The organism is Streptomyces sp. NPDC012466 (genome assembly GCF_042955215.1).
Classification (GTDB): domain Bacteria; phylum Actinomycetota; class Actinomycetes; order Streptomycetales; family Streptomycetaceae; genus Streptomyces.
In genome coordinates this window covers 44,718-67,105 of record NZ_JBIBEQ010000019.1, presented here as the reverse complement: position 1 = coordinate 67,105, position 22,388 = coordinate 44,718, and the positions used below count along the sequence as shown (strand labels likewise).

The following is a 22,388-nucleotide window of genomic DNA, read 5'->3' as shown; positions in this document are numbered from 1 at the left end:
CCGAGCCAGGAGGGACGAGGCGATGGTGGCACTGGTTTTCCCGGGACAGGGATCGCAGCGGGGAGGCATGGGCGCCGGGTTGTTCGCCCGCTTCCCCGATCTGACGCGGCAGGCGGACGAGGTCCTCGGCTACTCGGTCGAGGAACTGTGCCGCTCCTCGGGCGACGGCCGGCTGGACCGCACCGAGTACGCGCAGCCCGCGCTGTTCGTGGTCAGCGCATTGACGTATCTGGCGCGGGACCCGGTGCCCGAGCCCGGGCTGCTGGCCGGACACAGCCTGGGCGAGTACGGCGCGCTGTTCGCGGCGGGGTGTTTCGACTTCGCCACCGGAGTGCGTCTGGTGCGCGAGCGGGGTGCCCTGATGGGGCAGGCCCGGGGCGGCGGGATGCTGGCGGTGCTCGGCGTCGACAACGCGGATGTACCGGAGCTGCTCGCCGGGACCGGCGCCCGGCAGGTCGACGTGGCGAACTACAACACCGCCATGCAGACGGTGCTGTCCGGTCCGCTGGACGAACTGCGCATGGTCTCCTCGGCGTTGGCTGCCCACCCAGGGGTGCGGTGCGTGCCCGTACGGGTCAGCGCGGCGTTCCACTCCCGCCATATGCGCCCCGCCGCTCAGGAGTTCGCGCGCTTCCTCACCGGTTTCACCTTCGCCGATCCGCACCGCACGGTCGTGTCGAGCGTGACGGCACGGCCGTACGCTCCGGGGCAGGTCGCCGACCTGCTGTCCCGCCAGATCGAGAGCCCGGTGCGCTGGACGCAGACCATGGCGTATCTCAGAGAGCACGGCACCCGCGAGGTGGAGGAGGTCGGCCCCGGCCAGGTCCTGACGGGCCTGTGGAAACGCGCACTGTCCCCCTCGGCCAAGCCCGGCGTCACGGCGGCGCCGGTGGCCGTGGAGGTGGGGCCGGCCACGGCGCCCCGGCCCTTCGCGGCGGCTCCGGCGCGGGCACCGAGGGCCCTGGTGACGGCCGGAGCGCCCGCCACAGCGGCGGCCCCGGTGGCGACCGTGCCCCTCACCACGCCCAGGGCCCGGGCCGCCGCCCCGGCGACAGCCGCACCCCCGGCGCGGTCCGCCCCCCCGGCGACGATCGCACCCTCCTCGCCCGCCACCGCCCGCCCGGGGGCCGACGGCGCCCCGCCCGCGCCGCGGGCCGAGGAGTTGGGCAGTGATGAGTTCCGGCGTGAGTACGGGATCCGCTACGCCTACCTCGCCGGGGCCATGTTCCGCGGGATCGCCTCGGCGGACCTGGTCATCCGGATGGGGCGGGCCGGCCTCATGGGGTTCTTCGGAGCCGGCGGGCTCACGCTCGACAAGGTGGAGAGCGCGCTGGTACGCATCAAGGACGCGCTCGGTCCCCACGGCCGGTACGGCGTGAACCTGCTGCACTCGATCGACGACCCGGCCTACGAGCACGCCGTCGTCGACCTGTGCCTGCGCCACGGCGTGCACGACGTGGAGGCCGCCGGGTTCACCCAGCTGACCCCGGCCGTCGTGCAGTTCCGCTTCTCCGGTGCCCACCGGGACGCCGCGGGCCGGCCGGTCGCGGTGCGCCGCGTGCTGGCCAAGGTGTCGCGGCCCGAGGTCGCCACCGCCTTCATGGGACCCGCCCCCGAGGCGATCCTGCGGCAGCTCACCGCCGCTGGGCGGCTGACGCGGCAGGAGGCCGAGATCGCCGCCGAACTGCCGGTCGGCCAGGACATCTGCGTCGAGGCCGACTCCGGGGGCCACACCGACGGCGGCGCGGCCCTGACACTGCTGCCCGCGATGCTCCGCCACCGCGACGCGGCGATGGCCCGGCACGGCTACGAACGGAAGATCCGGGTCGGCGCGGCCGGCGGCATCGGCGCCCCGGAGGCGGTCGCCGCCGCGTTCGTCCTCGGTGCCGATTTCGTCCTGACCGGCAGCGTCAACCAGTGCTCACCCGAGGCGGGCACCTCCGACGCCGTCAAGGACATCCTGGCCGGACTCGATGTGCAGGACACCGCGTACGCGCCCGCGGGCGACATGTTCGAGATCGGCGCCCGGGTCCAGGTGGTCCGCAAGGGAACGCTGTTCGCCGCCCGCGGCAACAAGCTGTACCAGCTCTACCGCTCCCACGACAGCTGGGAGGCGATCGACCGGGCCACCCGGCGCTCGGTCGAGGAGACCTACTTCAAGCGGCCGTTCGCCGAGGTGTGGGAGGAGACCCGCGCGTACCACCTCGGGCGGGGCCGGGACGCCGAGATCGAGAAGGCGGAGCGGCTGCCCAAGCACCGGATGGCTCTGGTGTTCCGCTGGTACTTCGCCCGCTCGGTGCGCTGGGCCCTGGAGGGCGACCCCGCGCAGAAGGTCAACTACCAGATCCAGTGCGGCCCGGCGATCGGCGCCTTCAACCACGCGGTGCGCGGCACCGGCCTGGAGGACTGGCGGCACCGTCACGTCGACCGGATCGCCGAGCACCTCATGACGGGGGCCGCCGCCGTCCTCGCCCGCCGCTGACCGCCCGCCGTCCCGCGGCACCGTACCGATCCACCGAACCCCTGGAGTCACGCATGACCACCCTGACCTTCCATTCGACCAACTCCGGTGTGGTCGTGCAGCGCACCGCCCAGCTCAAGCAGGCGTACCGCAAGGAGGGCCGGCAGATCGCCCTCGAGCAGGCCGCGTACCTGAACGACAAGTTCGCGGGGCAGACCACGGTCACCGTGCACGAGGAGGCGTTCGGCGTACGGGACCGGCTGCACTGGCTGGTGCACCTGCCGAAGCTCAGCGGCCACCGTGAGATAGCCCGGCTGCTCGACGGCGACGAGGGCCCGGCAGCGGACACCGACTGGCAGGGCATGTTCGTCGACGGCTCGTTCGCGGAGACGGCTCTGATCCCGCAGCACTGGGGCATGTACGGCACCGACGAGGCGCTGCCGGAGGGCACGGTCATCGACGCCGCCGCCCCCGACCTGCGGGTTCCGCCCGCCCAGCGGCAGACCTCGATCAGCCCGGAGCAGACGCTGAACTCGTCGAACGCCGGCCTGATGATCCACCGGGTAGCCCAGCCCAAGTACGCCTTCCGTGCCGAGGCACGGCTCTTCGCCCGCCGCATCACCGAGTCGATCAACACGAGGATGCCGGGGATCGCCTCGTCCTTCCTGTACGAGGAGGCGTTCGGGCCGGCCGACCGGGTGCACTGGCTGATCCACATGAAGTCCGAGGACTCCTACTACGACCTGATCGACATGCACATGCGCATGGACGACGCGACCCGGGCGATCTACCTCGACGAGATCATCGTGCCGGAGAAGGGCGGTGGCACCTGGAACCGCCTGTTCGTCGAGGCGAGCATGGGCGACGTCGCGTTCGCCCCCGTGCCGGACGTCCGCTAGAGAAACACTCGCTTCCCCCCCTTGCCGCCCGCGGGACCGCTCACTTCTGAGCGGGCCCGCGGGTGCGCTGTTCCTAGGGTGCGACACGGCACGGCAACCGGTGTCTTTCCTGGGGGAGCGGATATGGAGCCTGGAACCAGCCCTGCGGGGCAGCAGGATGCGGCCGACTGCGACCTCGCCGCACGTGTGGCGGCCGTCGTGGTGCGGGTCCTGTCCGAGGCCGGGCCGGGCGCGGGCCCCCTGGACGCCGAGTCGGAGCTGAGCGGTTCCGGCCTGGACTCGATGACCGCGGCCCGGCTGTGGCTCGCGGTGCAGGACGAATGCGCGGCGGACGTCCCGCTGGGCTGGCTCGCCGAGGCGGCCACGATCGGCGAGTACGCGCGCCGGGTCGCCGCGCACACGGCTGAGCAGGCCGCACCGGAGGGCGCCGGGGCCACCGGAGCGAAGGTCGTCGCGGCCCCGGACGCACGGCACGAGCCGTTCCCGTTGACGCCGCTGCAGGAGGCGTACCTCATCGGCAAGGAGCCCGACCTGCAGCCGGACGCCGTGGGCTGCCACCTCTACCGGGAATTCGACGTCCCGGCGCTCGACACGGAACGGCTGCGCGCCGCCTGGCAGCGCCTGGTCGAGCACCACGACATGCTGCGCGCCACCGTCACCGCGGACGGCCGGCAGCGCATATCCGAGCGGGCGCCGCGCTGGGAGCTCGCCGTGCACGAGAGCGCGGACCGCGCCGGGTTCACCGAGACCGCGCGGGCCGTGCGCGCCAGGATGTCCCACCACCTCTTCGCCGCCGACGACTGTCCGCCGTTCGCGATCGAGGTCACCCTCCACCCGGACGGCACCGGCCGCATCCACTTCGGCATCGACGCGATGATCACGGACGGGCAGGGCCTCGACCTGCTCACCGCCCAGTGGGAGGCGTGTTACACCGACCCGTCCCACGCCCTTCCCGCACCGACGGCCGAGCTGTCGGTGCGGGACTGCGTTGTGGCCCTGGACGCGGCACGGCACACCGAGACCCACCGGCGCGATCTCGACCACTGGGTCGAGACGTTGCGTGAACTGCCGGGCGCGCCCTCCCTGTTCGACGACGCCGCACCGGAGCGTGGCGACGGCCTGCCGTGCGTGCGCCGCAGCAGCCGCACCGCGCGCCTGTCCCCCACCGAGTGGAGTGCGCTGCGGGCGCGGGCCGAGGGGCTGGGGGTGTCGCCGACGTCCCTGGTTCTGACCGTGTTCACCGAGGCACTCGCCCGGCACGGCGCCCACGAGCCGTACTCCGTCGTCGTCACCACCAGCATGCGGCCCCGGCTCCCTGCCGACGCCGACCACCTGGTGGGCCCGTTCACCGCCACCACGTTCGTCGAGGCGGTACTCCCCGGCCTCGTGCCGTTCGAGGAGGCGGCCCGGCGCACTCACGAGGAGCTGTGGCAGGCGCTGGAGCACTCCTCGGTCTGCGGGGTGAGCGCTCAGCGGGCGCTGCGGGCCCGGAACGAGGCGGGACCCGGGCCGCTGCCCGTGGTGTTCACGAGCATGCTCGACGCGGCCGGCCGGCCGCGTGCGCGCGGCTTCGGCGCGGCGCCGGTGTACGCGGTCAGCCAGACCACCGGGGTGTGGCTGGATCATCAGATGTGGGAGCAGGACGGAGCGCTGCACCTGCGCTGGGACACCGCCGACGCGTGCTTCGTCCCCGGCACGGTCGACGCCGCGTTCGCGTCGCTGTGCAACGGCCTGCGCGCCGCCGCCGTCGAGGGCGCTGTCCGCGAGCGTCCCATGAACGACCTCCAGCAGGCGTACTTCGTGCCGCGGGCCACGGCGGAGCCGGGGCTGTGGCGCGGCTGCCAGGTCGTGGTGTCGTACGAGGCCGGGGAGCGGGTGGACGCTCCGCGTCTGGAGTCGGCCGTGGTGCGGCTGATGGAGGCGTACGACGTGCTGCGCTCCGCGGTCACCGAGGACGGTGTCGTAGCGGTGCGGGAGCGGGCGCCGCGCCGGTGGGCGGTGCCGGTCGTCGCGGCGGTCTGTCCCGACGCGATGCGCGAGGCGATGGCGGCCTGCCCCTTCCCGCTCGGCCGGCACCCGCAGTTCGAGGTGCGGGTGGTGCGCGGTGAGGGCGGCGACACGGTCCTCCTGGCGGTGGACCTCACGCTCGCCGACGCCCGCAGCATCCACCTGATCGGCCGTGAACTGATGCGCCTGTACACCGACCCCTCGGCGCAGCCCCGGCCTCCGGAGCCCCTGCCGGACGTGGCCGAGGAGGCAGCCGGGCGGGCCCGGGCCCACTGGCGGGACGAGCTGCGGGCGCTGCCGCCCGGTCTGCCGCTGCCGGCGCCCCGGGAGGCGGACGCACCCGAACGCCGGGTCCGCGTGAGCGGCGCACCGCTGGCGCTGCGGCCCCTGGCGGAGCGCTGCGCGGAGCACGGCCTGAGCCTTGACGCCGTTCTGCTCACCGCGTTCACCGATGTCCTCGCGCGGCGCTTCGGGACGGACTTCGCGGTGCCGGTGGTCCGCTGGGACCACGGCCTCGATCCGCAGCGGCCGGGCGAGTTGACGGCGCTGAGCTGGCTGCCGTGCGCGCCGCGCGAACTGTCCTTCACCGAGCGGGCGCGCGGCTACGACGAAGGCCTGGCGCGGGACGCGGCGGTGACGGGCAGCGGGCTGCCCGAACTGCGGCGGGCAGTGGCACGCACCGGCAGTGCCGGGTACCCCGTCGTCTACACCTGCGCTCTGGACTTCACCGACCGACCGCTGCCGACGCCGGTGCGGGCCGGGCAGTGGCTGAGCTGCACCCCGGACGTCTTCCTCGACTGCATCACCACCGTCGACGCCGACCGGCTGCAGCTGGCCTGGGACGCCGTGGACGGCCGTGCCCCGGAGGGCGGTTGGGGCGAACTGCACGCCGAGTACCACCGGGCCGTGGCCCGGCTCGCCGAGGACGAAGGGGCCTGGCGGGAATCCGCGGCGGACGCCGCGGAGACGGCCGAGGGTGACGGGGAGGCGGTGGTGCGCGGCGCGGAGCTGCACAAGATCCTGCACGAGTGGAACGACACCGCCCGTCCGTTCGACGGCGAGCGGCTGATGCACCGGCTCTTCGAGGAGCGGGCGGCCGAGCAGCCGGAGGCCGAGGCGCTGCGCTGGCGCGACGGCACGATGACGTACCAGGAGCTGAACCGGCGCGCCAACCGCATAGCGACCCGGCTGACAGCCGAGGGCGTGGGTCCGGAGACGGTCGTCGCGGTCAGCGTGGAGCGCGGGCCCATGATGGTCGCGGTGGTCCTCGGCGTCCTGAAGGCCGGCGGTGTCTATCTGCCCATGGAGCCGCATCTGCCCGCCGAGCGGGCCGCTGTCATCCTGGAGGAGGCGCAGGCCACGGCCGTCGTCACCACGGCCGGGCGGGTGGGCTGGCCGGTGCCCGACGGCTACGCCCGGGTCTGCGCGGACGCGGCCGTCGAGGGCCCCCACCCCGCCGACGCGGACACCGACCCGCAGCCGGTGGCGCAGGCGCACAACACGGCGTACATCATCTTCACCTCGGGCAGCACCGGCCGGCCCAAGGGCGTGGCGGTCGCGCACAGGCCGGTCGCGAACCTGCTCGACTGGTGCTATCGCACCTTCCGGTTCGGGCCCGGCGACATGGGTCTGTGCGTCACCTCGCTCGGCTTCGACCTGTCCGTGTTCGACGTCTTCGGTCTGCTGGGCGCGGGCGGCGCGCTGTACATCGCGGACGCGGAGCAGCAGCGCGATCCCGCGCTGCTGCTGGACGTGCTGATCGAGGAACCGGTCACCTTCTGGAACTCGGCGCCCACCACGCTCGCCCAGGTGGGCACGCTGCTCGACGGGGTGCGCGGCACGGCGGGCACCGGCGATCTGCGTCTGGTGTTCCTCAGCGGCGACTACACGCCGCTGTCCCTTCCGGACGAGGTCCGCGCCACCTTCCCGCGCGCCGACCTGATCAGCCTGGGCGGCGCCACCGAGGCGACGGTGTGGTCCAACTGGTTCCGGATCGGGCCGGTCGACCCGGCGTGGCGCAGCATCCCGTACGGCAAGCCCATCGACAACTGCCGCTATCACGTGCTGGACGAGCGGCTGCGCCCCTGCCCGGTCGGTGTCGAGGGCGATCTGTACATCGGCGGTGAGTGTCTGGCGCTCGGCTACGTCAATCAGCCGGAGCTGACGGCCGACCGGTTCATCCCGGACCCGTTCCACGACGACCCGCAGGAGCGGCTCTACAAGACCGGTGACCGGGCCCTGTACTACCCGGACGGCAATCTGAGCTTCCAGGGCAGGGCGGACGGACAGGTGAAGATCCGCGGGTTCCGGGTGGAGCTGGCGGAGATCGAGCACCGGCTGCGGGCCCACGAGGCCGTCAAGGAGGCCGTGGTCCTGGCGCGCGAGGACGGCTGCGGGGACCGCACCCTCGTCGCCTACGTCGTGGCCCGGCCCGGCGCGGCGCCGTCCGCACGGGACCTGCGGGGATTCGCGGGGCAGACGCTGCCGGAGTACATGGTGCCGAACTTCATCGGTTTCCTGGCCGGGTTCCCCGCCACCGCCAACGGGAAGCTGGACCGGGCGGCGCTGCCGTGGCCCCTGGCCAAGGAACACCTGACTCCTCCGGCCGCCGACGGCTCCGAGGCGGTCTCCGACGCGCCGTCCTCCGAGCCGGCCGCGGTACCCGCGGCGCAGGAGACCGGCGACGCCGCGTCCGTTCGGTCCTACGAGCAGCTGTGCGAGGAGATCGCCGGTCTGTTCGCCCAGGCCCTCGGGGTCGAGGCGGTCGACCCCGACACCGACGTGTGGGACCAGGGCGCGACCTCCTTCACCATGGTCCGCGTCTCGGGCGCCCTGCAGCGCTCCTACCGGAAGCGGTTCCCGGTCTCCGCGCTTCTGGACAACCCGAGCGTCGCCGCGATCGCCCGCTGGGTCCACACACAGCTGGGCGGCGACGCGGAGCCGTCCGCCGGCCCTCGGCCCGCGGCGACCGCCGGCGTCCGGCCTCCCGCCGACACGGCGCCGGAACCGGTGGCGCAGGACGAGACCCCGCGGCCACCGGCGGCGGCCGGGGACCCGCCGCGGCCCGAGGCGGTGGACTTCTTCGCGGCCGAGGAGCGTGAGCGTTTCAAGCGGCAGCACTGGAACCGGCGGGCCGACGAGCCGGAGCTGCCCGAGGTCACGCTCCCGGACACCGCGTTCGAGGACGAGTTGTACGCCTGGCGGGCCAGCCGCCGGGACTTCCTCGAACAGCCCGTGCCGCACCGGTCCTTCGCCCGGCTGCTCGGTCTGCTGCGGGAGGCCGCCGGCCCCGGAGGGACCGGCGCCCTGTACCCGTCGGCCGGCGACACCTACTCCGTCCAGGTCTATCTGCATCTGACGCCGGACGCCGTCGAGGGCCTCGACGCGGGGCTCTACTACTACGACCCGGCCCGGCACACGCTGCGGCTGCTGCGGCCCGGCGTCTGGCCGGACCGCGGGGCGCACTTCTACTACAACCGGCCGGTGTTCGACCGCTCACGGTTCGGGATCTACCTGTTCGGCCAGCGCCACGGCATCGAGCCGCTGTACGCGGACGAGGCCCTCAGGTATCTCACCCTGGAAGCCGGGTACATGGGCCAGCTGCTGATGCTGGGGCAGGCCGCCCACGGGGTCGGCCTGTGCCCGATCGGCGCCCTGAACACCGAGCAGCTGGGCGAGTGGCTCGGCCTGGACGAAGGCCACGTCTTCCTCCAGGCCTTCCTCGGTGGCGCGGCCCCGCATCCGGGCCGTACCGCGGGCGGCACACCGCCGTTCTTCGCCGAACCGGCCGAGAACCCCGGCGCGACGCCGGCGGCCACCACGGACGCACCGGCAGCGGCCGCCACGGACGTACAGACGGCGGCCGCCGTCGGATCGCCGGCCGCGGCCACCGCCGAGCCGACCGCCGTCATCGGCATGGCCGGCCGCTTCCCCGGCGCCGCGGACCTGGCCGCCTTCTGGGACAACCTGGTCTGCGGGCGTACCGCGATCGCCGCGCCACCCGCGTCCCGGCCGGAGACGGCTCCCGCCGGAGCCCGGGCCGTCGGAGGTTTCCTGCCGCACATCGACCGTTTCGACAGCCTGCACTTCCATGTGTCGCCGCAGGAGGCGCCGAGCATCGACCCGCAGGCCCGGCTGATGCTGGAGACGGTCTGGCAGTGCCTGGACGACGCCGGCCACACCGCCGACTCGCTGCGCACGTCGGCGGGGCGCGTCGGGGTGTTCATCGGCTCGATGTGGCACGACTACCGGCAGCAGGGCGCCGATCGCTGGCACGAGGGCGACACCGCCCGGGTCCCGGCCGCCGCGTCCGACATCGCCAACCGGATCTCGCACTTCTTCGACTTCCGCGGCCCCAGCCTGACCGTCGACACCTCCTGCTCGTCCTCGTTCGCCGCTCTGCACCTCGCGGTGGAGAGCCTGCGCCGCGGCGAGTGCGGGGCGGCCGTCGTCGGCGCGGTCAACCTGCTCGCCCACCCCTACCACTGGGCCCTGCTCGACGGACTCGAACTGCTCGCGGCCGACGCCCCTCCCGCCGCGTACGCCGCGGAAAGCAGCGGCTGGCACCCCGGCGAGGGTGTCGGCGTGGTGCTGCTGCGCCCGGCCGGCGCGGCGCGTCGCGCCCAGGACACCGTGCACGGGCTCGTCGAGGGGACCCGGCTGGGGCACGCCGGCCGCGCCCCGCGCTACGGAGCTCCGCGGACCGAGGCCCTTGCCGACTCGATCGCCCGGGCCCTGGCCGACGCGTCGGTGATCCCCGACGAGGTCGACTACGTGGAGTGTGCGGCGGCGGGCGCGGGCATCGCCGACGCCGCCGAACTGGAGGCGCTCGGCTCGGTCCTCGCCCGCTGCGCCGGCTCCGCGCCGGTCCCGGTCGGCACGCTGAAGCCCAACATCGGGCATCTGGAGGCCGCTTCGGGGCTTTCGCAGCTCATCAAGGCCTTGCTCCAGATACGCCACGGGCGTATCGCACCCACCCGGGTGGCGGGCGAACGCAGTCCGCTCGTGGACTTCGACGGGCTGCCCGTCGAACTGGCCGACACGCCCCGCCCCCTCCTGGCGCGCGCCGCCGACGGCCGGGCCACGGTGCTCGTCAACGCGGTGGGCGCGACCGGTTCGTACGGCCATGTGGTGCTGCGCGCCCCGTACCCGCACGGTGCCGGCCCGGCCGCCCAGGACGAGCCCGCCCGTACCGCGTCGCCGTCGGCGGGCGGTGCGCGCACCGTCGTCCTGTCGGCCGCCACACCCGAGGCCCTGTCGGTTGCGGCCGGGCGGCTGCGCGACCACCTCGCCGCGGGCGGCGCGCCGAGCCTCGACGACCTGGCCTGGACGCTGCAGACCGGACGGGCGGCGCTCCGGCACCGGCTGACGCTGACGGCCGACGGCCTGGACGGCGTCCGGGCGGGGCTGACCGCGTACCTCGACGGGCGCCCCTATCCGGGCCTCGCGTCCGCCGCCGCCGATCCGGCGCTCGCCGACGTGCCCACGGACGCGCGTGACATGGCGCGGGCCGCCGCCGACTGGCTGCGCGGACACGCGGTGGACTTCGCCCGGCTGTGGTCCGAGCCGGCCCGCCGCATCCCGCTGCCGGTCCATGTCTTCGCACCGGTGCGGCACTGGCTCGCCGCACCCGCACCCCGGCGCACCGACGAGGCGCCGCTCCCGGTGCCCGCGCCGGCGGACCCGCGGCCGGCGGCACCGACGGCGTCCGCCCGGTCCGGCGCCGACGGCGCGCAGGAATACGTCACCGGCTGCTTCGCCGACGTGAGCGGCATCGGGGCCGACCGGTTGCACCCGCGGGTCCCGCTGGAGCACTACGGCCTGAACTCGCATCTGGTCGCGCGGTTCAACGAGCGGCTGCGGCAGGACGTCCACGGAGTGTCCAGCACGATCCTGTTCGAGTACGCGGACCTGGCGGGGGTCGCCGCCCATCTGGCGGCGCACCACGAGGGCCCCTGGTCGGTCCTCCCGGCCGCGCCCGCGGTGGCCGCGGCACCGGCACCGGCACCGGCACCGGTGGTGAAGAAACCGGACGACGCGCCGGAACCGATCGCCGTCATCGGCATCGCGGGCCGCTACCCGGGGGCCAGGGACCTGGACGCCTTCTGGAGCAATCTCGTCGGGGGCGTCGACAGTGTCGGCCCGCTGCCCGCCGAACGCGCCCGTGAGGGCTGGCCCACCGAGCGGATGTGGGGTGGATTCCTCGACGGTGTGGACCGCTTCGACGCGCTGTTCTTCCAGATCACCCCGCGCGACGCTCAGCTGATGGACCCGCAGGAGCGGCAGTTCCTCGAGGTGGCCTGGGAGACCCTGGAGGACGCGGGCTGCACCCGGTCCCGTATCAAGGAGCAACTGGGCTCCGATGTCGGCGTGTTCGTCGGCACGATGTACAACGAGTACCCGTTCTTCGGGGTGGAGCGTTCCCAGGCCGGGGAGCCCTGCGACACCGGCTCCGCCGTCGCGGGCATCGCCAACCGGGTCTCCTACTTCCTGGATCTGCACGGCCCGAGCCTGGCCGTGGACACCATGTGCTCGTCGTCGCTGACCGCGCTGCACCTCGCGGTGGAGAGCCTGCGGCGCGGCGAGTGCGCCGCGGCCCTGGCGGGCGGGGTCAACCTCTCGCTGCATCCGCACAAGTTCCGCCAGCAGGACCGGCTGAAGATGGCCTCCAGCGACCACCGGTGCCGCAGTTTCGGCGCGGGCGGGGACGGTTTCGTGCCGGCCGAGGGCGTCGGGGCGGTGCTGCTCAAGCCGCTGTCCGCCGCCGAGGCCGACGGTGACCGCATCCACGCCGTCATCCGGGGCACGGCCGTCAACCACGGTGGCCGGACCAACGGCTACATGGTGCCCAACCCGGTGGCCCAGGGCGAGCTGGTCCGTGCGGCGCTGCGGCGCGCAGGCGCCGAGCCGGCCACCATCGGCTATCTGGAGGCGCACGGCACCGGCACCCAGCTCGGTGACCCGGTGGAGATCAACGGCCTGAACCGGGCCTTCGCCGACGCCTCAGTGGGCCCCGCCAGCCGGGCCATCGGCTCGGTGAAGTCCAACATCGGCCACGCGGAGGCGGCGGCCGGCATCGCGGGCCTGACGAAGGTGATCCTCCAGCTGCGCCACCGCCGCCTCGTGCCGTCCCTGCACGCCGACGAGCTCAATCCCGCGGTGGACTGGGCGGGTTCCCCGTTCGAGCTGGTGCGCGAGGAACGGCCCTGGGCCGCGCTCACCGGCCCGGACGGTGCCGCGCTGCCGCGCCGCGCGGGCATCAGCGCCTTCGGCGCCGGAGGAGCCAATGCGCACGTCGTGGTGGAGGAGTACGCCGCTCCCGAGCCGGCCGCCTTGTCCGCCGGACCCAGTGAGCCGGAAGCACAGTTGATCGTGGTGTCGGCGCACGACCTCGACCGGTTGCAGGCCCTCGCCGGGCGGCTGCGGGACCGGCTCGGCCGAGCCGACCGGCCCGCCCCGGCCCTGGCCGACGTGGCGCACACCTTGCAGAGCGGCCGGGAACCGCTGCGGGAACGGTTCGCGGTGGTGGCCCACGACGTGCCGGGCCTGTGCCGTGCGCTGGACCGGTTCGCGTCCGGCGACACCGGGGCCGGTGTGCACGGCCGTACCCCGGGCGGTCATCTGCCCGACGGCCCCCTCGCCGTGCTCGACCCGGCGGCCGACCGGGACGCGGAACTGCTGCGCCTGGCCCGGCACTGGACGGGAGGCGGAACGGTCGACTGGGCAAGCCTGCACACGGCGCGCCGCCGCCTGGTGGCGCTGCCCTCGTACCCGTTCGCCGGAAACCGCCACTGGCTGCCGGAGCCCGCGCCCACGACCGGGGGGAAGGCCCCCCTGTCCGCCGCGGCCCCCGCGGCAGAGCCGGCACCGGCGACCGGGACCGCCGGTGAGTTCCCTCCCGTGTTGTACGGCCGTACCTGGCGGGCGCTGACGGACCTCGGCGACAACCCCCTTCCCCCGGGGCGTGTCGTGTGTGTGTTCGGCGCGCGCAGTGAACCGGTGGCGCGTGCCGTCGCCCGGCTGCTCGGACCGGAGCGGGTGCTGCTCGTCCGTGCGGGTGCCGACGCCGGGGACGGCGTGCCGGGACTCGCGGACGAGGCGGCGGCGGACGCGTTCGCGCGGGGGCTGTCGGCCGAGGGGCCGGGGGCCGTCGGCGGTCTGATCGACCTCGCCGACCTCGGCCGCTCCGAGCGGGAGGGCCCCGGCGCCTTCACGACCCGGCTGGTTGTGCTGCGCCGCCTCGTCCGTGCCCTGCGCGGACACGGCGGCCGGGTGCTGCACGTGACCGAGGGCCTGTACGGGCCGACGGGCGCCGGCTCGCTCGCCGGGGCGCGCCTGGCCGGGTTCGTGCGGATGCTCACGGCGGAGTACGGGCGGGTGGCGGGCACCGTCCTCGACCTGGACGTCTCGGCCACCGGCCCCGACACGGCCGCACGTCGGATCCTGGCCGAGTACGCCGAACGGCACGGCCCGAGCGAGGTGTCCGTGCGCGGCGGGGTGCGCCACCGCGCCGACCTGGTGGCGCTGCCCGACACCGGGCACCGGCCGCTGCGCCTCGACGCGGACCGCGCCTACCTCGTCACCGGCGGAACCCGCGGTATCGGGGCCCGTGTCGCCCGGTTCCTGGTGAGCCGCGGTGCGCGGCGGATCGCACTGACCGGGGTCCGGCCGCTCCCGGCGCGCACGCACTGGCCGCTGCTCGAACCGGGCTCGCCCGAGGCGCGGACGGCGGCGCTGGTGGGGGAGTTGGAGGATCTGGGCGCACGGGTCCTGGTGCATGCGGGACCGCTGAGCGAGCGGGACCGTACCGACCGGTTCCTGCGCCGGGTGCGTGACGAACTCGGGCCGATCGGCGGCGTCGTGCACTGCGCGGGCCGCGGGCCGGCCGGCCGGCCGTCGTTCATCGGCAAGGACATGGCCGACTTCGACCCCGTCCTGGAACCGAAGACCACGGGCCTGGAGGTGCTGGACGAGCTGTGCGCCGGTGACCGGCCGGAATTCTTCGTGCTGTTCTCCTCCCTGTCCGCCGTCGCGCCCGGCCTGGCCGCCGGCGTCCTGGACTACGCGGCGGCCAACGCCTTCCTCGACTGCTACGCGGAGCACCGAGTGCGCTCGGGCCGCCCCTGGTTCCGCTCGATCGCCTGGCCCACCTGGAGCGAGTCGGGCATGGGCGCGGAGCGGCCGGACAGCTGTGCGCCCGTGGGCGTGGGGCCGCTCGGCGACGAGGCGGGGCTGCGCACGCTGGAGCGCGTGCTCGCCCTGCCCGCCGAGCAGGCGCGCGTCGTGGCATGCCCGCCGCTCGACGGTGTGCCCCCCGACCCCGAAAAGCTGCTCGGCCATCCGCACGGCCCCGGCGCCACGGACGCCGAGGAGCCCGCGGCCGCGTCCGCGGCCGACGTCACCGCCGAGCTGTCCGCCCCGGCCGGCTCCGCAGCCCATGCGTTCCCGACCGGGGATGCCCGGCCCCTGCCCACTGAAGAGGAGCACAGCGTGGCGCACACCCCGGTCACCGGACCGCCCTGGCTGGCCTCGGTGTTCAGCGAACTCCTCGCGATCCCCGAGGAGGATCTCGACCCGACGGCCCCCCTGGGCGACCTGGGAGTGGAGTCCGTACTCCTGGGCGAGATCCTGCTGCGGCTCGAGGACATGACGGGCCTGACGCTGGACCCGGCCACGCTCCTCGACCACCCCACGCTCGAACTGCTGGGCCGGCACCTGCTGGAACTCGGGGTGCCCGCCGCTTTTGACGGGCACCCCGCGCCCGCGGCTCACGCGGCCGTCCCGGCCTCCGTCAGCGCGGGCGCCCAGCCCGCCGCCGTGGCGGTGACCGCGCCGGCAGCCTCGTCCACGGGCCCTGACCTGTCGCGGAAGATCGCCGTCGTCGGGCTGTCCTGCCGCTTCCCCGGTGCTGCCGACGCCGCCGCCTTCCAGCGCAATCTGCTGGCCGGGGTGTGCTCGGTGACCGAGGTTCCCGCCGCGCGCTGGGACGTCGGGGAGCTCTACCGGCCCGAGCCGGAACCGGGTCGCAGTATCAGCAAGTGGGGCGGCTTCCTGGACGGGATCGAGGACTTCGACCCCGAGTGGTTCGGCATGAACGAGGACGAGGCCCGTTGCCTCGACCCGGCCGTACGCCTCTTCCTGGAGGGCGCCGCGGGCTGTCTGGCGGACGCCGGATACGCCCCGCAGGAGCTCGCGGGCCGGGACGTGGGAGTGTTCGCCGGTGCCCGGCTGTCCCACTACAACAAGCGGGTCGGCGACCGGCGCGGCCTCGTCGGCATGGGCTCCGACCAGAACTTCATCGCCGCCCGCGTCGCCCATCACTTCGATCTGCACGGCCCCAACCTCGTGGTGGACAGCGCCTGTTCGTCCTCGCTCGTGGCGCTGCAGCTGGCCTGCCGCAGTCTGCTGGACGGCGAGTCGGAGCTGGCGCTGGCCGGCGGCGTCGACGTGCTCCTGGACGAAGAGCCGTATCTCGACTTCAGCGCGGCCAAGGCACTGTCCCGAAACGGCCGGTGCGCGACCTTCGACGAGGGCGCCGACGGGTTCGTGCCGGGCGAGGGCTGCGGAATCGTCCTGCTCAAGCCGCTGGAGTCGGCGCTGAGGGACGGGAACCGGGTGCACGCCGTGCTCGACGCGGTCGCCGTCAACAACGACGGCCGCACCATGGGCCTGACCACCCCCAATCCGGCGGCCCAGGCCAAGGTGGTGCGCAGGGCCCTCGCCGCGGCGGGCCGGGGGGCCGACGAGCTCGGCCTGATCGAGGCCCACGGCACCGGCACGATGATCGGCGACCCGATCGAACTGCGCGCCCTGACCGACGTGTTCCGCGAGGAGACGCAGCGCACCGGCTTCTGCGCGATCGGCAGCGTCAAGACCAACGTCGGGCACCTGCTGAGCGCCGCCGGCATGGCCGGGCTGATCAAGGCGGTGCTCGCGGTGCGGGACGGGCACATCGCGCCGACGCTGTTCTGCGAGCGGCCGAATCCACGCTTCGACTTCGCCGCCTCGCCGTTCTACCCGAGCCGCGCGGCCCGGGACTGGGTGCCCGAACCGGGCCGGGTGCGGGTCGCCGGGGTGAGCGCCTTCGGACTGGGCGGCACCAACGCCCACGCCGTGGTCAGCCAGCTGGACCCGGCACTGGCGGCGGCGCACCGGCCCCGGCCCGCGCTGCCCGCCCCGGTCTTCCAGCGCCGCAGGTTGTGGCTCGAGGCTCCCCGCCCCACCGAACCACCGGCCACGGCAACCGTCACGGCGCCGGCCCCGGCACCGGCCATCACACCGGCCGCCGACCGCCCGCCGCTGGGCGCGTCCATCCTCGGTCTGTCCTTCGAGGAACCCTCCCCCCTCTCCGACTCCGGTTACACCCCCCTCACCCCGACCGGCGCAGGCTCCACGGCAGCGCCGCAGGAAGGACGGAAGTGGTGAACGTGCCCTCCGCACCGCAGCCCGAGCACGAGCTGGTGTGCCACCTCGTGCTGGAGCACGGCGACTTCATCATGCAGAACCACCGGGTGCACGGGGTGTCCGTCATGCCAGGGGTGACCTTCCTGGACATCGTCTTCCGGATCCTGCGCGACCGGGGCTTCGACACCACCCGGGCCGAGCTGCGCAACGTCCTCTTCCACGAGGCGATCGCCACCGCCGAGGGCCGGGACCGCGACATCCGCATCACGGTGTCCACGTCCCTCGACGGCAGCCGCTGGATCACGGCGGAGAGCCGCGCCCGCGAGGGCGGGAAGCCCGCCTCGGAATACCGGGAGAACTTCCGCGGCGAACTGGTCCTGCACGACGTGCCCGAACCCGAGCCGCTCGACCTCGACCGGCTGCGCACCACGGCCCGGCGCGTGGCCGACCTCGACGAGATGTACGCGCGTGCCCGCGCCGAGGAGATCCGGCACGGGTCGGCGATGCGCTGCTTCGGCCGCCTCTACTACGGAGAGGGCGAACTCCTCGCCGAGCTGGGCCTGGACGAGGAGTCGGCCGCGCTCGACGGTCACTTCCACCTGCATCCGGCGAAGATGGACTGCACCACCATCGCCGCGTTCGCGCAGCTGCCACCGCCGGACCAGGACCCGTTCATACCGGTGTTCATCGAATCCTTCCGCGCCCCGCGCCCGCTCACCGGTGTCGCCTACGCCTACATGCCGCGCCCCGAGACGTACGCCCAGTCCGGCGACATCATGCACAACGACTGCGCGCTGTACGACGGGGACGGCCGCTTCCTCGCCGGGTTCACCAAGCTGACCTGCAAGCGCATCCGCAACCCCGAGCTGATCACCCGGCTCCTCGACGCCCCCGGGGCGCGCGGCGCCGCGCCCGGCCCCGTGGTGCCCACCCCCGTCGCCGCCCCGGCCGCCTCCGAGGCCGACGGGTCCGGTGCCGACGGGTCCGGTGCCGACGCGGTGCGTGCGCACCTGCGCGAACTGGTCGGCGGTCTGCTGGGCAGGGCACCCGAGGGCATCCGTACCGACGCGGGCTTCTACGACCTCGGACTGGACTCCGGGCACATGCTGGACATCAGCCGCCGCCTGGAGGAGTACGTCTGCGCGCCGCTGTACCCGACGCTGCTGTTCGAGTTCTCCGACATCGACTCGCTCGCCGCGCACCTGTACGCCGAGTACGGGACGCCGGCGGGCAGCGCCCCCGACCACGCCGCCGCCGCGCCACCGCCGGCCTCCGCGCCCGCGGTCGCGCCGGCGCTCGGCTGCCACCGGCCCGTGTGGGCGCCGCTGCCCGCCCAGGCCGCCGCCGAGCAGGCGGGCGACGCGCGGACGGTCGTCCTCGTCGGCGCCGACGCCGCGACCGCGGCCGCCCTGCGCGAGGCCGGAGTGGCCCGCGTGGTGCGCGCCGAACGTGCTTCGGCGTTTCAGCGGATGGCCGCCGACCACTACCGGCTCGACCCGGCGGACCCGGCCCAGCTCGGCGAGCTGTCCACCGCGCTGGCGGCGGACGGCGTATCCGCCACGGCGTACGTGCGCTGCGCCCGCGCCGGCCGCACGGACGGCTCTCCCGGCACGCTGCCGGACGCCTACCGGGAGAGCTGGGCGCTGGCCGTGGCCGTAGCCGAAACCCGGCCGGCGCGGCCGGTCGCGGTGCTGTTCCTGCACCCGCGCGACGCTGCCGCGCCCCGGCCCCAGGAGGACGCGCTGGGCGCGCTCGCCCGCACCGTCACCGCCGAGGCCCCCCTGCTGCGTTGCCGCGCCGTCGGATACGAGACGGCCACGGCGGCGGAGCTGGCCGCTGTCATCGCCGCCGAGAGCGCCGACCTGTCCCAGGAGAGCGAGGTACGTCACGCGGGCGGCACCCGGCTGGTGGTGCGGCACGAACCGCTGCCGGTGCCCGCCGGAGCCGCCGGGCCGCCCGCGGACGGCGTGTACCTCGTCACCGGCGGGGGCGGCGGTCTCGCCGCGCTGCTGGTGGAGCGTCTGGTCGCGCGTGGCCCCGTACGGCTCGTGCTGACCGGCCGCAGCGAGCCCGGCCCCGCGCTCGCCGAGCGGATCGAGGGCTGGCGCAGCCGCGGCGCGGACGTCACGTACGTGCGCGGCGACGTCGCCCACGCCGACGACATGGTGGCCGCCGTGGCCTGCGCCCGCGAGACCTACGGCCGGCTCGACGGCGTCTTCCACTGCGCGGGCAACGTCGACGACGGGTTGTTCTTCCGCAAGGAACCGGAGCGTTCCGCGGCGGTGCTGGCCGCCAAGGTGGCCGGTACCCGGAACCTGGACGAGGCCACCGCGGACGACGATCTGGCGTTCTTCGCACTGTTCTCGTCGGTATCCGCCTCCGTCGCCAACCCGGGCCAGGCCGACTACGCCTACGGCAACGCGTTCATGGAGCACTTCGCCGAGCAGCGGGCCGCCCGCGCGGACCGCCCCGGTGTCTCGCTCGCGGTCGGCTGGCCGCTGTGGGCCGAGGGCGGCATGCGGGTCTCCGACGAGGTGCTGCGCCGCTCGGCGGACAGCACCGGGCTGCACGCCCTGCCCACCGAGGCGGGCCTGGACGCGCTGTTCGGGCTGCTGTCGGGGACCACGCCGCGCGCCGTCGTCACGTACGGCGACCAGGAGCGGATCGCCGGGCTGCTGCCCGCGCCCGTGCCGTCGGCCGACGCGACCGGGCCGGCGCAGGAGCCGCACGGCGACGACATCGCGATCATCGGGGTCGCCGGCCGCTACCCCGGGGCAGAGGACCTCGACGCGTTCTGGCGCAATCTCGCCGAGGGCCGCGACTGTGTCACCGAAGTTCCCGAGGACCGCTGGGAACACGCGGCGTACTACGACCCGGAGCGCGGGAAGACCGGCCGTACGTACGGGCGCTGGGGTGGGTTCCTGGACGGCGTCGACCGCTTCGACGCGGCCTCGTTCGGTATCTCGCGGCGCGAGGCCGAGCTGATGGACCCCCAGGAGCGGCTGTTCCTCACCGTCGGCAGGCAGGCCGTGGAGAACGCCGGCTACCGCCCCGAGGAACTGTCCCGCACCCGGGTCGGGGTCTTCGCCGGTGTCATGTGGAACCACTATCAGCTGTGTACGGACGGCACCGCAGGTTCGGTCGCCCCGACCGCCCTGCACTGCTCCGTCGCCAACCGGCTGTCGTACTGCCTGGATCTGTCCGGGCCCAGCATGGCGGTGGACACCGCCTGCTCGTCCTCGCTGACCTCACTGCACCTGGCCGCGGAGAGCATCCGGCGCGGCGAGTGCGAGCTCGCCATCGCGGGCGGCGTCAACGTCGCGGCGCATCCGCAGAAGTATCTGCAGCTCGCCGAGGGGCGGTTCCTGTCCACGGACGGGCGCTGCCGTGCCTTCGGGGCGAACGGCGACGGCTACGTTCCGGGTGAGGGCGTCGGGGCGGTGCTGCTCAAGCCGCTGGCCGCCGCGCTCTCGGACGGCGACCACGTGCACGCCGTGATCAAGGGCTCCTTCCTCAACCACTCGGGGCGCACCAGCGGGTTCACCGTGCCGAGCCCCACGGCGCAGGCCGCGTTGATCGCCGACGCCCTGGACCGCTCCGGGGTCAGCGCGGACAGCGTCGGCTACATCGAGGCGCACGGGACCGGCACCGCGCTCGGCGACCCGATCGAGGTCGAGGGGCTTCGCCAGGCGTTCGCGGACTCGGGGCTCGCCCCGGGCAGCTGCGCCGTCGGCTCGGTGAAGTCCGGGATCGGGCATCTGGAGAGCGCGGCCGGGATCGCCGCCGTCACCAAGGTGCTGCTCCAGATGCGCCACCGCGAGCTGGTGCCGTCGCTGCACAGTGAACCGCTCAACCCGCACATCGACTTCGCTTCCTCGCCCTTCGCCGTGCAGCGGACCCGGGCCCCTTGGACACCGCCGCCGGGCAGCACGGTGCTGCGCGCGGGGGTGAGCGCGTTCGGCGCGGGCGGTTCCAACGCCCATGTGCTGCTGGAGAGCGCGCCGCCCGCGGCACCCACCCCCTCGGTGGGCCCGCAGTTGTTCGTGTTCTCGGCCAAGGACGAGGTGACCCTGCACGAGGTGGTCCGCCGCCAGCTGCGTCACCTGGAGGAGCTGGGGCGTGCCGCCGGCTCGGCGGACGAGGTGACGGCCCTGCTCACCCGTGAGGTGGCCGGGCTGCTCGAGGTGCCGGCCGACGCCGTGGACGTACGGGAGAGCCTTGCCGACCTCGGAGTCGACCGGCTGGGCCTCGCCGAGCTGGGCCGTCGCGTGGAGGGCCTGACGCCCGGCGGGGCGCCGCTCTCCGGGCAGGCGTCGATCACCGAACTGGCCTCGGCCGCGGCGCGGGCCGCCCGGTCGGAGGCGGTGCCGCTCGCGGACATCGCGCACACGTTGCGTGTGGGGCGCGCCCAGTCGGCGGTCCGGCTCGCCGTGGTCTGCGACGAGCCGCAGGCGCTGCGGAGCCGGTTGGCGCGGTTCCTGGACGGCGAGGAGCCCGGTGAGGGCGTCTTCACGGGCAGCGTGAGCGAGGAGGCACAGCCGGCGCGCCTCGAGGGGGCCGCCGAGCTGTTCCGCCTGGGCCGCCTGGCCGAACTGGCCCGCGCCTGGGTGGACGGCGCCGTGGTGGCATGGGAGGAGTGCCGGGCCGACGGCGGCACACCGCCGCGTCGCATACCGCTGCCCGCCCATCCGTTGGACGAGCGGTCGTACTGGATCGGCGGCTGGAAGACCGCGCAGCGGGCGGACGCCGAGCCGGCCGGCGCCGCGACTGCCCCTGCCGAGGCCCCGGACTCCCCGCTCGAGACCGCGGAGAACGACCCGTCGCCGGTCGCGTCGCGGTCAGCGCTCGACCGGGAGGACGTGCTGGCGGCCGTGGTGGACGCGGTCCGGGCCCGGCTCTACCTGGAACGGGACGAGGTCAGCCACCGGCTCTCGTTCAACGAGATGGGCGTGGACTCGGTCGGCGCCGTGGAGATCGTGGAGCGGCTCGGGGCGCGGTTCGCCCTGGAGATGGACCCGGTGGCGCTCTTCGACCACCCCACGGTGTCCCGGCTCGCCGAGCACGTGATGGAGCTGTGGCGGCAGAGCCCGGCACCGGAGCCGGAGGCCGCCGCGGCCGCGGATCCGGCCGATGCCGCCGCCGCCCCGCCGGCACCCGTACCCGCGAGCGCGACCGGGGCCGGGGCGGCTGCGGACGTCTGCGAGGACATCGCCGTCATCGGCATGTCGGGGCGCTTCCCCGGGGCCGAGGACCTGGACGCGTTCTGGGAGAACATCGCGGCCGGGCGGGACAGCTTCACGGAGGTGCCCGCGGCGCGCTGGGACGTCGGCGCCGTCTTCGACGCCGACCGGCTGGCCCCCGACAAGACGTACAGCAAGTGGGCGGCCATGCTGCCCGAGGTGGACCGCTTCGACGCGGCGTTCTTCAACCACTCGCCGCTGGAAGCCGAGGTGATGGACCCGCAGCAACGGCTGTTCCTGGAGCAGTCCTGGGCGGCCCTGGAGCACGCCGGGTACGCGGTGGGCGCCGACGAGCGCACCTCCTGCGGGGTGTTCGTGGGCTGCGCGCCCGGCGACTACTCGACGCTGCTCACCGCGGCGGGCCGGGCCGACACCGGT

The 22,388-nt window shown here is 74.5% G+C and carries 4 protein-coding genes (1 of these 4 only partly in view); all 4 read left to right on the top strand.

The genetic code is table 11. The annotated features are described in order from the left end of the window. Positions 1–22 precede the first annotated feature (22 nt). On the top strand, positions 23–2,482 hold the full coding sequence (gene fabD, locus ACFY9E_RS39740; RefSeq protein ID WP_390993465.1) for an ACP S-malonyltransferase: 2,460 nt from the start codon (positions 23–25) through the stop codon (positions 2,480–2,482). Positions 2,483–2,535: 53 nt separating this feature from the next. Continuing rightward, on the top strand, positions 2,536–3,360 hold the full coding sequence (locus ACFY9E_RS39735) for a DUF6039 family protein (protein ID WP_390993463.1): 825 nt from the start codon (positions 2,536–2,538) through the stop codon (positions 3,358–3,360). Between the two features lie 123 nt (positions 3,361–3,483). After that, positions 3,484–16,791 carry an amino acid adenylation domain-containing protein gene (locus ACFY9E_RS39730; RefSeq protein WP_390993461.1) on the top strand — a complete coding sequence of 4,436 codons (13,308 nt, stop codon included), beginning with the start codon at positions 3,484–3,486 and terminating at the stop codon, positions 16,789–16,791. Continuing rightward, on the top strand, positions 16,788–22,388 hold the 5' portion of the coding sequence (locus tag ACFY9E_RS39725) for an SDR family NAD(P)-dependent oxidoreductase (protein WP_390993459.1). The gene runs 16,677 nt beyond the window's last position; 5,601 of the gene's 22,278 nt are visible here — the first part of the coding sequence; its start codon is at positions 16,788–16,790; its stop codon lies off the right edge, out of view. The genes ACFY9E_RS39730 and ACFY9E_RS39725 overlap by 4 nt, the downstream gene beginning before the upstream one ends.